At 73.8% G+C, this 15,262-nt stretch carries 11 protein-coding genes; 5 read left to right on the top strand and 6 right to left on the bottom strand.

Annotated elements, in window-relative coordinates; genetic code table 11:
* Positions 1 to 41: 41 nt before the first annotated feature.
* Positions 42 to 1,124 carry an NADH:flavin oxidoreductase/NADH oxidase gene (locus NQZ70_RS29075; RefSeq protein ID WP_129577118.1) on the bottom strand — a complete coding sequence of 361 codons (1,083 nt, stop codon included), beginning with the start codon at positions 1,122 to 1,124 and terminating at the stop codon, positions 42 to 44.
* Between the two features lie 482 nt (positions 1,125 to 1,606).
* Between NQZ70_RS29075 and NQZ70_RS29080 the strand changes: the two genes are divergently transcribed.
* Complete coding sequence (locus NQZ70_RS29080) at positions 1,607 to 2,326, top strand: hypothetical protein (RefSeq protein WP_129577119.1); 720 nt, start codon at positions 1,607 to 1,609, stop codon at positions 2,324 to 2,326.
* Positions 2,327 to 2,454: 128 nt separating this feature from the next.
* Here NQZ70_RS29080 and NQZ70_RS29085 read toward each other — a convergent pair whose 3' ends face one another.
* Complete coding sequence (locus NQZ70_RS29085; RefSeq protein WP_165374216.1) at positions 2,455 to 3,651, bottom strand: NAD(P)/FAD-dependent oxidoreductase; 1,197 nt, start codon at positions 3,649 to 3,651, stop codon at positions 2,455 to 2,457.
* A gap of 116 nt (positions 3,652 to 3,767) precedes the next feature.
* Between NQZ70_RS29085 and NQZ70_RS29090 the strand changes: the two genes are divergently transcribed.
* The 3 genes from NQZ70_RS29090 to NQZ70_RS29100 all read left to right on the top strand — a co-directional run bounded on the left by NQZ70_RS29090 (position 3,768) and on the right by NQZ70_RS29100 (position 7,318).
* Positions 3,768 to 4,802 carry a LysR family transcriptional regulator gene (locus NQZ70_RS29090; RefSeq protein WP_129577121.1) on the top strand — a complete coding sequence of 345 codons (1,035 nt, stop codon included), beginning with the start codon at positions 3,768 to 3,770 and terminating at the stop codon, positions 4,800 to 4,802.
* A gap of 438 nt (positions 4,803 to 5,240) precedes the next feature.
* The gene (locus tag NQZ70_RS29095; protein ID WP_129577122.1) at positions 5,241 to 5,804 is read left to right on the top strand and encodes a hypothetical protein; all 564 of its coding nucleotides are present in this window, start codon (positions 5,241 to 5,243) and stop codon (positions 5,802 to 5,804) included.
* Between the two features lie 302 nt (positions 5,805 to 6,106).
* Entirely contained in the window at positions 6,107 to 7,318 is a 1,212-nt protein-coding gene (locus NQZ70_RS29100; protein ID WP_129577123.1) for a serine/threonine-protein kinase, read from the top strand.
* A gap of 229 nt (positions 7,319 to 7,547) precedes the next feature.
* On the opposite strand, the gene NQZ70_RS29105 is transcribed toward NQZ70_RS29100, so the two are convergent.
* The 4 genes from NQZ70_RS29105 to NQZ70_RS29120 all read right to left on the bottom strand — a co-directional run bounded on the left by NQZ70_RS29105 (position 7,548) and on the right by NQZ70_RS29120 (position 13,429).
* Positions 7,548 to 7,775 (bottom strand): hypothetical protein, encoded by a 228-nt coding sequence (locus tag NQZ70_RS29105; protein ID WP_129577124.1) that lies wholly within the window; start codon positions 7,773 to 7,775, stop codon positions 7,548 to 7,550.
* 618 nt (positions 7,776 to 8,393) lie between these two features.
* Positions 8,394 to 9,515 carry a hypothetical protein gene (locus NQZ70_RS29110; protein WP_129577125.1) on the bottom strand — a complete coding sequence of 374 codons (1,122 nt, stop codon included), beginning with the start codon at positions 9,513 to 9,515 and terminating at the stop codon, positions 8,394 to 8,396.
* A 52-nt stretch (positions 9,516 to 9,567) separates the two neighbouring features.
* Positions 9,568 to 10,671, bottom strand: a complete 1,104-nt coding sequence (locus NQZ70_RS29115) for a serine/threonine-protein kinase (RefSeq protein WP_129577126.1) — start codon at positions 10,669 to 10,671, stop codon at positions 9,568 to 9,570.
* A gap of 121 nt (positions 10,672 to 10,792) precedes the next feature.
* Positions 10,793 to 13,429, bottom strand: coding sequence for a serine/threonine-protein kinase (locus NQZ70_RS29120; protein WP_129577127.1), 2,637 nt, complete (start codon positions 13,427 to 13,429; stop codon positions 10,793 to 10,795).
* A gap of 170 nt (positions 13,430 to 13,599) precedes the next feature.
* Here NQZ70_RS29120 and NQZ70_RS29125 point away from each other — a divergent pair, with 170 nt between their 5' ends.
* Positions 13,600 to 15,192 (top strand): serine/threonine-protein kinase, encoded by a 1,593-nt coding sequence (locus NQZ70_RS29125; protein ID WP_129577128.1) that lies wholly within the window; start codon positions 13,600 to 13,602, stop codon positions 15,190 to 15,192.
* Positions 15,193 to 15,262 lie beyond the last annotated feature (70 nt).

Consider the following 15,262-nt stretch of genomic DNA (forward strand, 5'->3'; position numbering starts at 1 on the left):
CGGGCCCGGTTCAAGGGGTTTTGGCGCGCCGCCCGCCGCCCTCAGCGCTTGAGCCAGTGGCCGTACGGCGGCGGGAGGACGCGGCTCGGCTGCTCCACGCCCAGCTTCTTCGCGGCGTGGTAGGCCCAGTGCGGGTCGTCGAGCAGGGCGTGGGCCAGCACGATGAGGTCCGCCTGGCCCTCTTTCAGGGCCGCCTCGGCCTGCTCCGGCTCGTTGATGAACCACCCCGCCGCGACCGGCACGCCCGCCTCCTTGCGGAGGCGTCCGGCGTGCGGGAGCAGGAAGCCGGGGCCCCAGGGGATCTTGGAGACATCGGGGACCACGAACCCGTGGCTCGCGTCGAGCAGATCGAGGCCGGACGCCTTGAGCCGCCTCGTCAGCTCGATCGACTCCTCGATCGTGACCCCGCCGTCCACCCAGTCCGTGATCGAGAGCCGGACGGTGAGCGGCAGGCGCTCCGGCCAGGCGTTCCGCACCGCCTCGAACGTCTCGATCAGGAAGCGGATCCGGTTCTCGAACGTCCCGCCGTACGCGTCGGTGCGCGCGTTCGAGAGCGGCGAGTAGAAGCTGTGCGCCAGGTAGCCGTGCGCGAAGTGCAGCTCGAGCCACTCGTAGCCTGCCTCGAGGGCCCGACGCGCGGCGGCGACGAAATCGCCCTTCACGCGGTCGATGTCTGCCTTCGACATCTCCCTGGGCACCTGGGGGAGGTACGCGCCGAACGGCTTCGCCGAGGGCGCCAGCGTCTCCCAGGCGCCTTCTTCCTTCGTGAGGTGGTCGTCGCCCTCCCAGGGCCGGTTGGCGCTCGCCTTCCTCCCCGCGTGCGCGAGCTGGACGCCCGGCACCGCGCCCTGCTCCTTGATGAACGCGACGATCCGCCTGAGCGGCTCGATCTGGCTGTCTTCCCACAGCCCGGCGTCTCGCGGGCTGATACGGCCCTCCGGGGACACCGCCGTGGCTTCGGCGATGGCGAGGCCGACTCCACCTCTCGCCATCGAGCCCAGATGGACAAGGTGCCAGTCGGTCGCATGGCCGTTCACGGAGGAGTACTGGCACATGGGAGAGACGACCACGCGGTTGCGCAGCGTGATGTCCTTCAAGCGAAAGGGCTCGAACAAGCTCGCCACAGAAGACCTCCTTGCAAGAGGCGCGCAGCGTTGCAGCCCGGACGCGCGCGCGCAAGCGGTGGCGTCCTCCGGCCGCGGCGCCGTGGCCTCGGTGCGAGGCGCACGAGCCGACTGTCTCACCGTTGGCACACGTGAGACACTTCGAGACACACGCGAGACACCGCGGCCGCGATGACCCCCCCGCGGCAGGCCGCGATTTCCGCGCGAGCTGTGCCAGATCTCGCTGGCACGGAGGCTGCTCAGGCTGAAGACGGGCGAAGACAGGCGCGACGATGGAGCGCCGCTTCCCGAAGGACGCGCCTCGGGGAGCAGAGACAGAAGAGCCCTGAAGGTGGCCTGGGCGGTGGCGTCAGGGGTGTCCTCCCCTGGCGGCGCCTGCGCGCCAGGCTGCCGCGCGATCGCCGGTCCGGCGGCCGCATGAGGGCTCGAACAAGCACGACGCGGAGGTTCTGATGCGCCACACAGGATTGGCTTTCTTGCTCATGGTGATTGGACTCGTCGGCTGCCAGGCGGAGGGCGACGACGACGACGTCGGGGAGACGCAGCATCCGCAAACGACCCAGGAGTGCGGCGGCTTCCTCGGGACCAGCTGTCCCGACGGGCTCGAGTGCGTCGACGACCCGACCGACGACTGCGACCCGGAGCACGGCGGCGCCGACTGCATCGGTGTCTGCGTCGAGCCCAAGCCCGCCATGTGCGGCGGCTTCGCGGGCTTCCCCTGCCCCGACGGGCTCGAGTGCGTCGACGACCCGACCGACGACTGCGACCCCGAGCACGGCGGCGCCGACTGCGCCGGCGTCTGCGTCGAGCCCAAGCCCGCCATGTGCGGCGGCTTCGCGGGCCTCCCCTGCCCCGACGGGCTCGAGTGCGTCGACGACCCGACCGACGACTGCGACCCCGAGCACGGCGGCGCCGACTGCGCCGGCGTCTGCGTCGAGCCCAAGCCCGCCATGTGCGGCGGCTTCGCGGGCCTCCCCTGCCCCGACGGGCTCGAGTGCGTCGACGACCCGACCGACGACTGCGACCCCGAGCACGGCGGCGCCGACTGCGCCGGCGTCTGCGTCGAGCCCAAGCCCATCATGTGCGGCGGCTTCGCGGGCTTCCCCTGCCCCGACGGGCTCGAGTGCGTCGACGACCCGAGCGACGACTGCGATACGGCCACCGGCAGCGCCGACTGCGCCGGCATCTGCGTGGCGCGCTGATCCGGCGCGCGCCCCCGGTCGCGCCACGGCCGCTCTGACACAGCACCAAGGTCAAGAGCCTCGCCGCGCTGCCCGTGTACAGATATCCTCGCCGACGCCCTCGGCGCCAGCCTGAACGGCGGAGCGAGCTAGACCCGCTCCTCCCAGTCGATCCGGTACGCGTACACGCGCTGCTGAGCGGCCGCGCCGAGCCGCAGGAACAGCGGCAGCGCCCGGTCGCGGAGCCACTCCGCCACCGGCCCGGAGACGGCCTTGCGGCTGCCGTTCCGGCGCGCCTGCCGGACGATCGCCTCGACGCGCGGCCGCCGGAGGCGCTCGAACGCCGCGAACGCCTGCTCCGGGTCGGGCTCGTCCCGGAGACACCTCGCGAGGAGCATCCCGTCCTCCATGGCGAGCGAGGCGCCCTGGCCGGCGTGCGGGGTCGCCGCGTGCGCCGCGTCCCCGATCAGGCAAACCCGGCCGGCGTGCCAGCGCGGCATCGTCAGGATGTCGTGCAGCAGCCACGGCCCGAGGACCTCCGGGGTCGCGCGCACCACGTCCGCGATCCAGCCCGGATCGCCCTCGTGCAGCGCGAGGATGCGCTCGCGGAGCGGCTCCGGCGGCGCGGCGTCGCCGTGCGCCGGAGCGGGCTCCCCGCTGTTGTGGAACCACCACACCTCGCCGCCGGGCGCCGCGAACGCGCCGAAGAACGCGCGCCGGCCGAACACCATCACGTTCCAGCCAGGCTCGATCGGCGCGCCGGGGCAACGCGCGAAGCCGCCGAAGTCGATGAGCCCGGTGTAGCGCGGCTCGGGCGCGCCGGGCAGCGCCCGAGCCCGCGTGCGCGAGCGGAACCCGTCGCACCCGAGGAGAACGTCGCCGCGCGCCTCGCCGCCGCCGCTGAAGCGCGCGACGACCTCGCGCGGATCCGAGGCGTCCACGTCCTCGAGCCGCGCGCCGTACCGGATCGCGACGCCGCGCCGGGCCGCCTCCTCCGCGAGCGCGGCGTGCAGCGCCCCGCGCCGGATCATGACGAGCCCCGCGCCGAAGCGGCGCGCCGCCTCCCGTTGATCGATCACCCCGACGCGCCGGCCGCGCGCGTTCTCGAACCGGAGACCCGCGCACGGCGCGCCGAGCGCCTCCACCGCGCCCGCGAGGCCGAGATCCGAGAGCACGTTCATTCCGTTCGGAGCGATGCCCAGGAACGCGCCCTCCCGCTCCGCAGACGCCTCGCGCGCCTCGAAGATCGTCACGTCCACGCCGATGCGCCGCAGGAACATCCCGAGCACCGGACCCGCGATGCCTCCGCCGACCACGATCGCCCGCTGCACGCCTCGCTTGGTCATCTCACCACCTCCACCCTGTCCGCCGGTCGAGCCACGCCGGCTCGATGTCCGGGCCAGCATGCGTGTGACAGGCATTCATTGCCAGTGATGGTTTGTGATGCTAATCGTCACGATTCGTGAACTTACCGGCGCTCGATCTCAACCTCCTGCTCGTGCTCCACGCGGTGCTCGAGGAGCGGAGCGCGGCGCGCGCGGCGCGGCGGCTCCACGTTACACCGTCGGCCGTGAGCAACTCGCTCGCGCGGCTGCGCGCGCAGCTCGGCGACCCGCTCGTCGTTCGGAGCGGGCGCGGTCTGGTCGCGACGCCCCGCGCGCAGCAGATGATTCCGCGGCTCCGGGCGGCGTTCGGCGAGATCGCCGGCGCGATCGAGGGCGACCGCGCGTTCGACCCGATGGCGACCTCGCGCGCGTTCGCGATCGCGTGCTCCGACCTCGATCAGATATGCAGCCTGCCGGCCATCGCGCGGGCCTTCGCGGCGAAGATGCCGCGCGCGGTCCTCCGCGTCGCGAGCGTCGACCACCTCGAGGCGGCCGGGGGGCTCGCCGGCGGCGACATCGACGCGGCGATCGCGCCTGCTCACCCGCTGCCGCCCGGCCACCACGCCGCGGACCTCTACGAGCAGGACAGCGTCTTCGTGGTCCGCCGCGGCCACCCGTGCGCCCGCGGCCGGATGACGCGCGAGGTGTTCAATGCGATGCGCCACATCGACATCCACGTCGCGCTCGGGCGGGGCGGCATCGGCAACCGGGCCGCCCGCGAGCAGCTCGCGGCGCACGGGCTGCGCCGCGAAATCGCCATGACGGTCCCGAGCTTCTCCGCCGCCGCGGTCGCCGCCGCGAATACCGATCTCATCGCCGGGATGCCTCGCCGCCTGGCCGAGGCGCTCGCCCGCCTCGCCCCGCTCGCGATCATCGAGCCGCCGCTGCCCGGGTTCTCGTCGAAGATCCAGCTCGTATGGCACGAGAGGACCCACGAGGACGAGGGCGCGCGCTGCTTCCGCGAGGTCGTCATCTCCGCAGTGCGCGAAGCCACGCCCCCGCCCGCGCGCCCGCGCACCCAGGCGGGGCGCTCACAGAAGGGGGCAGTCTCCCGCGCCCGGCGCGAACAGGACGGTGGGAAGATGGGGAGGCGGGCCAAACCCGCTTCCTGACTTCACATCTTCTGTGAGGCCACGCCGGGCGATCCAGCCGGTCGGCGCGCGGCTCGCCAGCGCGGACGGCGCGCCCGCGGGCTGAGGCCCCTCGCCGGGAGCCTACCGTGGACGTGGAGCCAGGGACGCGCTTGGGCGACGAGCTCGCGGTACCGAACCGGTGCGATCCGCCGCTTTGGTCGAAGTTTTCAGGCTCCTCGCGACAGAACGCCGGGGTCAACCAGGCAGGATTCCCCCGCGTTCGCGTCCTCTTCGATGCGCGTGAACGCCTGGTGTCCACGCCACCAGGCGCACCTCCGTACGGCCGCTCCTGCCTACAACTGCGGCATTGACCACATTGTTAACCACCGAGGAACCAGCCACGGTTTCACGGATTACACGCAACCATCTTGGCATTACTTGTTGGCTCCATATCAAGCTCAGCAGAGGAGGGATTCCATGTTCCCAACTACCGCCACCGCCATTCTGTCCGCTCGTTCTTGCTTCACGACGCCGCGCGTCACCATCGCAGCGTTGCTCATTTCCGCAGCGGCCGTGCTCGGCGCGCTGCCGGCGCTCGCTGCACCGGTCACGTTGGTCGAGGACACCGGCACAAGCGTCACGTACAAGAGCGCGGACTTCCGCCTCGCGCTCGGGAATCACGTCACCGGTAATGCGACCGTGACGTTGCGCACCGACGGATCATATGCATTCAACACGTACGCCCATAACAGCGGTCTCGTCAGGCGCAATTATACGCTGTCGTGTGTCGTGGTCTCACGCTCGCATGAAGCCTTCGTCTTCAAGATATCAGGAAAGCTCGGAGGGACATTCGGCGGCGGCTCTCGCACGGACGACAACACCGAGTTCGGCGTCAACGAGCGAATCGCCGCGAACTGGAAGGACCTGACCGGCGGCACCACGGCGGATTGCTCGATGGATCAGTCGTGGAACTCCAAGGCGTTCTTGCGCGCGATCCCCGCGACGGCGAGCGTGGTGACCACCGTCGTGGCGCTATTCTGAGCCCCAGGTCTCGCGCAGCTCCGCGACCGGAGACGCGAGACCCCACGCCGCGACGCGGTACGGGCGGGATTCGACCGCCGAGCGAGATCCACGTGGCGTAGACACCGACGTTCTGCGCCACCGTAAGACCTTGTGAGCACAAGTCCGCGGTTGGCTCTCTGATCGAGGTGCGCTGTCCGGGATTCCCTGAATCCCACGTTCGCGATACGCTCCGTTCATGCCCCGGTCCCTGGCCCCAGCGCGTCGCCCGAGAGGAGCATCGACGCGTCTGGGACACAGAGGCGGCACGGAGGTGCTCGATCGTGTTCCAGCCATCCTCGTTCGATCCCCAACCCGATTCCCAGAGAAGAGACGGCGCGCGCGCCGCGGCCGCGCTCGCTGATCGACCCGCAGACTCCCGCCCTGCCTCCTCGCGCCGCGCCGGGCGGCTGCGAGGCCGCCTCGTCGGCGGGCGTTACCGGCTCGAGCACCCGCTCGGGCGCGGCGCCATGGGCGAGGTCTGGCGCGCGCACGACAGCGTCCGGCGCGTCGACGTCGCGCTGAAGTTCCTCGTCGTCGCGCGGAGCGGCCGGAACCTCGACGCGATCGAGCGGTTGCGCCTGGAGGCGCGGGTCGCGGCGCGGCTCGGGCAGAAGACCGGCGGCGTCGTCGCCGTGCACGACGCCGGGGAAGATCCGACGGCAGGGCCGTACCTCGTCATGGAGTACGTGCGCGGCAGGTCGCTGCGGCAGCTGCTGGACGAGCGGGGAAAGGTGCCGGCCGTCGAGCTCGCGGCGCTGTTGCGGCAGCTCGGAGAGGCGCTGTCGGTGGCGCACGGGCTCGGCATCGTGCACCGGGACATCAAGCCGTCGAACATCCTGCTCGTCGAGGGGAGCGACGGACACCTCTGCACCAAGATCACCGATTTCGGGATCGCCAAATGGGTCGGCGAGGATCGGCCCGCCGACTTCCGCCGCCGGACCGCGGACGGGGTGGTGCTCGGCACGCCCGCGTACCTGAGCCCGGAGCACACGTGCGAGGGGCAGGCGGGCCCGCAGCTCGATCTGTGGTCGCTCGCGGTCGTCGCGCACGAGGCGCTGACCGGGCAGCAGCCGTTCCCGGGCCGCAACCTGGCCGCCGTGCTCGCCTCCATCCTCGTCGGCGCGCGCCCCCCGGTGACCACGCTGTGCCCGGAGGCGCCGCCCGCCCTGGAGGCGTGGTTCGCGCGGGCGTTCGCGATCAGCCCGTCGGAGCGGTTCCCCAGCGTCGAGGCGATGATCGCCGCCTTCGCGGCCGCGGCCGGCGAGGCGCCGGCGCGGCGCGGGCCGCGGCGCCGGCGCCTCGCGGCGGCCGGCGTCGCCGTGGCGCTCGGCGTGGCGCTCGCCGCGTACCTCCTGTCGAGGCCGTCCGGGGGCGCCGGCGCACGCGGCGCAGACGAGGCCCTCCGCGAGGCGGCGCGCACGGCCGGCCGCGCGGTCGACGCCGCGCAGGGCGCGACGGCGCGGCTGCTGGGGCGGCAGGGTACAACGCCCTGATCGCCGGACGTCGCGCTGCGTCCGCCGTGTCAGGCGGGCGCGCCGTCCAGGAACCAAGGCGCGCCGTCCAGGAACCAAGGCGCCCCGTCCAGGAACCAAGGCGCCCCGTCCAGGAACCGAGGCGCCCCGTCCAGGAACCAAGGCGCGCGGTCTGCTGCACCCGGCCAACGGGCACGTCTTCAAGGCGCCATCCGCGCTCGTCGTGCCCCAGCGCTGGACGCTTACCACCTCAATCACTCTCAGCATCCTCGAAGACCACGAAGTGACTGTCATCGCATTGCAGGTGCAACGCGTGCCTTGCGACCCATCTTGTCCACCCATTGCGCTTCGGCACTTCGACCATGTCGCCGAAACCGAGCCAGGCCATGTCCACAGCACGTCCCATGTAGCGTAGCGGCAGCCCTACAAGGACCCGCAGGGTCTGTTCGATTCGCTCGCGCACAGTTTCTTGCTGCACGTCGATGCTCCTTTCTCTGGAAACCATCGGGCTCAAAGACTTCGCCTGTCCAACGACGGAAGCCTCCCTTCGCGCCCGGCCGCCTGGAGCCACCGCGTTCGCGACGTAGAGCGAGCCATCGTAGAGTGTCTCGAATGAATCTTGTGGAAGCGATCCGGGCAGCTCTAGAGAGGGCTGAGCGCGGTATCGAGGCTCGCCAGGTGGAGCCTTGGCTTGCCGCCGAGATCGAGAAGCTCAGGCGCGCTGACGCCCCCATCGAGATCACTGCCGAGGCGCTCCAACGATTCCTCGCGAGCACCGCGGACGCAGGACTGTCCCGCTCCGAGCGGCTCCGCAGGCTCGCCATCGAGCTGGAAAGCGATGACTTCGTGGACGGATGGGCAGGCTTTCGCCGGATCTACGAGGCCGCCGCGAGCGAGGGCCCGAACGATGCGTGGGTGTTCCTCTCCTGGGGAATCTCGGCAGATCACTCCTGGCTCTGGCGCGGCCAGGCCGTGGAGGAACGCCTGCACATCCCCTGTGGCAGGGGACGATGTGACAGCGGGCTCCCGCGCGAGGCCCACCGCGCGCCGTCACGCCGGGCTCGCGGAGACACGGCGACACGGCGGCTCGGCGCGATCAGCGGTAGGGCCCGTGCGGGCCGGGCGCCGCGAGCGCGGCGACGATGGCGATGGCGCGCTCGATCCGATCGCGCCCCGTCTCGAGCTCGCCGAACACCAGCGTGACGGCGGCCTCGTCGCCCAGGATCGCCGCCGGGCGGAGCGCGACGATCTCGCGCTGCAGCTCGTCGCCGAGGCGCCGCGCCAGCCGGTCCGGCGCCTCGGCCTGCACCTCGTAGGCGACGGAGAGGGGCTCGTCGCCGCGCGCGCGGGGCGTCCCCTTCGCCGCGGCGCGCCTGGCCCGGCGCCTCGCGGCGAACCGCTCCGAGGGGGACGCGGCGCGGGCGGCGCGCACCTGGGTGCCGAACGGGCCCTTCTTCCCGTCCCGCCCGAACTCGACGGTCACGCGCCGGCCGCGGTGCTCGAGCTCGATGGTCACCTCGCCCTCGGACGAGATGGAGCCGGCGCCGGGCGAGAGGCGCCCGCCAAGCTCGTGCGCCAGCGCCCGCAGCTCCTTCGTGAGCGCGCGCCCGCGGCCGGCGAGGAGCGCGGCGGCGCGGATGGCGCTCGCGAGCTTCTCGGCGTCGTCCTCCAGCCCGGCGCGGACGGCGGTGAGCCGGTGCGACTCGAGCGTGAGCTGGTAGTCCGTGGCCGCGCGGAGCGCCGCGCGCAGCTCCGGGGTGAGCCACCAGCGCGCGAGCGTCGCGCTGCTCGCCTTGACGACGAAGGCGCCGTCCGCTGCCCGATCGCCGACGTCCACCCGCCTCGCCCGGAAGGCCCCGCCGCAGGAGCCGCCGAGCCGCTGCTCGTTGACCCGGAGCCTGAGGCCCGACGGGTTCCGCGCGGTGCTCGTGATCCACGTGCGGTACCGCACGGCGAGCACGTCGTCGTGGTCGACGTCGTGGTCGACGAGCAGCGCGACGTTCTCGACCACGACGGAGATCTGCATCCGCGGGTCGCCCGACTGGCTCGGGCCCGACCTGAACTCCCCCCCGACGAGGGCCGCGGCGCGCTGCCAGACGGGCCGGGCGAGCCGCCAGCGGACCTCGGCTGCCCGCATCGCCTCCCCTCGCGCCCCCGCGAAGCACCTCGCGAGCCCCGCGATCCCCGAGATGATCATCAGGACGAAGATGGGCTCCATCCTCGAACATCCTATCCTCCCGGGCCGGCGCGCGCCCATGCGTGCACGCCGCTCAGCCGCGCGAGCGCCCCCGCGGCATCAGGACGCTGGCGTCCGCCTCGCCGACCACCCCCGCCGCGTGCATCGAGCGCAGCGTGGCGATGATCTCCGGCGTGACGACCGGCCCGCCCGGCGCGTAGTACGGCGGCAGCGGCCGCAGCGGCTCCGGGAGGATCTCGCCGACCCGCGCGCCGATGGCCGCGCGCGACGCGGCGTGCCCCTCGCGCTCGGCCGCCTCGCGCAGCGCCCGCGCGAAATCCGCCGCGGTCGGCCAGCGCGCGTCGCGATCGCGCTCGACCGCCCGCGCCACGGCGGCCGTGACCGCCGGCCCCACGCCCTCGCGCTCGCTCGAGAGCGGCGGCACCTCGCGCTCGAGCACGGCGTGCAGGATCGACAGCATGCTGCTGCCGATGAACAGCCGCCTGCCCGCCAGCACCTCCCACGCCACGACCCCGAGGGAGAACACGTCCGAGCGCCGATCCAGCGGCCGCGCGTGCGCCTGCTCGGGCGAGAGGTAGCTCAGCTTCCCCTTCACCGTCCCGGTCTTCGTCCGCGTCGTGCGGCGCAGCGCGTACGCGAGCCCGAGGTCGCAGATGGACGCCCGCCCGTCCACGCCGACGAGGACGTTCGACGGCGAGATGTCCCGGTGGATCACCTGGAGCAGCTCCCCCGAGCTGTCGCGCGCCTCGTGCGCCGCGTGCAGCCCGTCGGCCGCCTGCGCGATGAGCTCGAGCGCGTCGCCGATCTCGAGCATCTCCGGCGGCCTCGTGAGGTGCTTCAGGGTCACCCCCACCACGAGCTCCATCGCGAGGTAGGGCGCGCCCCCCTCGTCGAGCCCGCAATCGAGGATCGGCACGAAATTCGGGCTCGCGATGCGCGACGCGATGCCCGCCTCGTCGAAGAGCATCGCGGCATAACCCGACTCGGACCGCAGATCGGCGCGGATCCGCTTCACCGCGACGAGCGGCTCGCCCGGGGCAGCCGCGCCGCCCGCGCCCTCGCCGCCCGGGCCCGCCGCGCGGGCGCGACGGGCGATGAAGACCTCGGCCATGCCGCCCACGGCCAGCTGCAGCAGCAGCTCGTAGGGACCGACAGTGCCCAGACCAGACGACTCCATGCTCGATACTCTGGACGGCCAGGTATCACGTCAATGGAAATCCATCAACCCGGCCATTTTACGTTACGCGCCGTCGTCGCGTGACGCCTTGTCGGATTTTTCATCCTTTTCCATGCCGCCCTCACGCCGGGCCGCGGGCGAGCGCCTCGCCGCCTTCGCGCTCGGGCTCGCCGCCCCGCTCGGCGTGCTCGGCCAGGACCCGCTCGTCGGTCTCGCCCACCGAGCGCAGCCAGCGCGCGGCGGCGCGGTGGCCGGCGGCGCGATCGCCGTCGGTGAGCATCCCGTAGGCGGCGTCGCGCACGAGGCCGTGGCGGAACGTGAGCTCCTCGTGCCCCGGGTAGCGCGACACGCCCCGCCGGGCGACGAGCTCCTCCGAGAGCAGGCTCTTCAGCCAGCGATCGAGCGCCTCGGCCGACGTGCCGGCGCCGAGCAGCTGCAGCACCCCGTCGGGCCAGAAGCTCCCGCCGAACAGGCTCGCCGCGCGCAGCGTGCGCCTCGCCTCGGCCGGCAGCGCCTCGATCCGCGTGTGCATCAGCGCCACCACCGTGGGCGGCAGGTCGCTCCGGCCCTCGGCCCGCGCGCGCATCAGCTCCTCGAGGAAGAACGGGTGGCCGTCCGCGTGCTCGACCAGCCGCGCCACCTCGGACGGCGCGAGCTCGTCGCCGAACACGCTGCGGACGAGCCGCTCGGCCGCCCGCGGGCTCAGCGCGCCGAGCCTGATGTGCTGCACGCCGCGCGCCGCCCACAGCCCGGGGAACGTCTCCATCACGCTGTGGCGCGCGAAGCCGAGCACGAGCAGCGGGCGATCCGCGAGCGAGAGGAGCGCCTCGTCCAGCACCGACACCGAGGCGTGATCGCTCCAGTGCATGTCCTCGAGCACCACCACGACCGGCCCCTCGGCGCACCGCGCGGCGAGCCAGTCGAGCACGGCGCGGCGCGCCTGCTCGCCCAGGAAGACCGCGTCCCCCCGCGCGGCGTCGAGCTCGGGCTCCGGATCGTCGAACGGCGTCCCCGCGATCTCGCCGAGGAAGAACGCGATGCGCCGCGCGTCCGCGGCCGGCACGGCGCGCGCCACGTGCTCGCGGATCTTGCCGCGCCGCGCCTCGATCGCCTCGCCGGGCAGGCAGCCCGCGGCCGCGAGGACGATCTCGCCCAGCATGCCGAACGGCGCCCCCGCGCCGATCGGGTCGCCGCGCGCCACGTAGACCGACGCGCGCGCGTCGACCTCGCGCACCGCGCGGACGAGCTCGCAGCGCAGGCGCGTCTTGCCGATGCCCGCCTCGCCGAGCACCAGCGCGGCGCGCGCCACGGGCTCGTCGGCGCTCTGCTCGTAGAGGCCGCGCAGCATCGCGAGCTCGCGGTCGCGCCCGACGAACGCGGTGACGCGCCCGAGGAGCGTGCGCTCCGGCTCCGTGCCGTCGCGCTCGCCCTTCAGCAGGAACGAGGGGCCGTCGCCGATCACCTCGAACCGCGGGGCCGCGAGCCCCGCCGTGACCTCGTCGATGCGCACGTCGCCCCCGGCCTCGCGCAGGCAGGCGACCGCGCGGTCGATCACGTCGCCCGCGGGCAGGCGCTCGCCGACCTGCGCCCGCCCCGTGGCGAGCGCGACCGGGCGCCCGGGCAGGCGCGCCTTCATCGCGAGGGCGCACTGCGCGGCGCGCGCCGCGAGGTCGAAGGCGACCATCGTGCCGGAGCCGCCGCGGCCGGTGAACGCCTCGTCGGTCTGCGAGGACAGGAGCACCATCCGCGTGCCACCCGCGAGCCGCACCCGATCGCCGCCGAACGCCTCGGCGACGTCCGCGACGACGCGCTCGACGCCTCGATCGCTCGCCGGCTCGGGGTCCGCCGCGCCCAGGTCGACGAGGACCACGCTGATGAGCCGCCGCTCGTCGCCCGTGACCGACGCCGGCGCGCCGTCCCCGCCCTCGCCGGGCGAGCGCGCGAGCACGGCGCGCGTCTCCGCGAGCGCGGCCGCGGCCGCGCGGCCGTCCGCGGGGCGGGCGGACGGGTCCTTCGCCAGGAGGCGCGCGACGAGCTCGTCGATGGCGGGCGGCACGTCGGGGCGCCGCTCGGCGAGGCGCGGCGCCTCCTCGAGGAGGATGCGGCACATCTCGGCGAGCGGGTCGTCGGCCGCGAAGGGGCGCTGCCCGGCGAGGCTCTCGAAGAGCAGCACCCCGAGCGCGAAGACGTCGGCGCGCGCGTCGACCTCGGCGTCGCCGCGCGCCTGCTCGGGCGCGACGTAGCCGAGCGAGCCGACGAGCGAGCTGGCCTCCGTGACGAGGGTGGTCGACGCCGCCGCCCGCGCGACGCCGAAGTCGAGCAGGACCACGCCGTCGACCCTGCCGTCGCGGAGGAGCACGTTGCTCGGCTTGAGGTCGCGGTGCGTGATCCCGAGCGCGTGCACGGCGGCGAGCGCGTCGGCGATCTGGTGGGCGACGAGCAGCGCGTCGGCGACGGGGAGCGGCCCCTCGCCGAGGCGCGCGTCGAGCGTGACGCCGTCGAGCCACTCCATCGCGAGCCACAGGGCGCCGTCGTCGCTCGTGCCGTGGGCGATGTGCTGGACGATGAGCGGGTGCTGCACGGCCTCGAGCAGGCGCGCCTCGCGCCGGAAGCGGGCCGCGAGCTCCGGGGGCGCGACCTTGAGCGCCACGGGCCGGCCGGTGAGCTGGTCGGTCGCCCGGTAGACCGTGCCCATCCCGCCGGCGCCGGCAAGGCGGTGCACCTCGAACCGGCCTGCGACCAGCGTGCCTTCGCGCATATGGCGAGAGCTTATCCGAGAGCACCTGCCACGTCCGCGGCCTACGCGCTCGTTGGTGACGGTTCGGGGCGATTGTTGTACGCTGTGCGCGTAGACGCCCGGAGGACCGCGCTTCGCGCACACGGCGCCTTCTCGGGTCGGCGGCTCGGCTGATTGGAGAGGCACCCCCGATGAACCCCGGACAGCAGGTGACGAGCACGCTCAGGCTGGCGCGTGAGCTCGGCAAGGGGGCGATGGGGAGCGTGTGGGTGGCCGATCACCTCGCGCTCGGGACGCAGGTGGCGGTGAAGTTCATGTCGCCGGCCTACGCGGACCAGAGCGGCTTCGTCGAGCGCTTCCGGCGGGAGGCGATGGCGGCCGCGCAGATCAAGAGCCCGCACGTCGCGCAGGTCTTCGATCACGGGGTCACGCCGGACGGCGTGCCGTACATCGTGATGGAGCTGCTCGAGGGGGAGGACCTGAAGAGCCGCATGCAGCGGCTGGGCGCGCTGCCGCCGGTCGAGGTCGCGGCGATCGTGGCGCAGACGGCGAAGGCGCTCGGGCGGGCGCACCAGCTCGGGATCGTCCACCGCGACGTCAAGCCGGACAACATCTTCCTGCTCGACGTCGAGGGCGAGCTGTTCGTGAAGGTGGTCGACTTCGGGGTGGCGAAGCGGGTCCAGGGCGCGCCGCAGGGCGATCTCGGCATGACGTCGACCGGGAGCATGCTCGGCACGCCGCTCTACATGAGCCCCGAGCAGCTGCTCAGCGCGAAGCACGTCGATTTCCGCGCGGATCTCTGGGGTCTCGCGGTGGTCGCCTACCACGCGCTCACCGGGCAGGTGCCGTTCCGGGGCGAGACGCTGGGCGCGCTGTCGGTCGTGCTCCACACCGGGATCTTCACGCCGCCGAGCGCGATCCGGCCGGAGCTCTCCCCGGCGATCGACGCCTGGATGAAGCGGGCGCTGGCGCTCGATCCGGCGGCGCGCTTCGCGTCGGCGCGGCAGTTGGCGGAGGCGCTGGAGCACGCGGTCCTCGGGCTCGCGCGCACGCCGTTCACGACCGAGCCGTCGTCCAGCGGGGACCGGGTGAGCCACGGGGGCGCGCCGGCGGGCGGGTCGCCGCCGGTGCTGTTCGGGGCGCCGGTGCCGCCTTCGGCGGGCGCGCGGCTCTCGACCACCGGCACGCCGTCGTCGGCGCCGGGCGCGCGGCTCTCGAGCACGGGCACGCCGGGGCGGACGCTCGCCGGCATGGCGACCTCGGGGACGGACGGGTCCCGCAAATGGGCGCCGGCCATCCTGGCGGGGGCGCTCGCCGCGGGGGCGGCCCTGTCGGTGGTCGTGTTCCTCGTGGCGAGGCCGTCGCCCAGCGTCGAGGCGTCTTCGCCCTCGGCCGACCCGGCGCCGCGGCAGGCGGCGTCGGGCGCAGCTAGGCCGGCTGGGCCCGCTGCGCAGGGCGGCGCCGTGGCGCCGGGGCAGATCGCGCCAGCGGAGCCCGCGGCGGAAGCCACGGTCGAGCCCGCGAAGGCGGACACGGCCGAGGCCGCGGAGGGCGCACAGCCGGGGGCGGCGGCCGCGCAGGCGAACCAGGCGGGCACGGCAGGCACCCCGTCGGTCCAGGCAGGCGCGCCGGGACCCCGGACGGGCTCGCCCGCGGCCGGGAAGCCCGGCGCGACCGCAGCGCCGCGCGGCGCCGCGGACGGCCGCGGCCGGGCCGCGACGACGGGTCGCCCCGCGGCGACGAAGCCGCCGCCTCCGCCGCTCGAGGACACGATCGGCTTCTGAGGCGACCTCCGCGCTGCCGTGCTCCAGCCGCCCCAGGCGTTCGGTGAACGCCGGCGCGCGCGCGGTCGCA

The sequence above is a fragment of the Sorangium sp. So ce836 genome (genome assembly GCF_028553905.1).
GTDB lineage: Bacteria > Myxococcota_A > Polyangia > Polyangiales > Polyangiaceae > Sorangium > Sorangium cellulosum_D.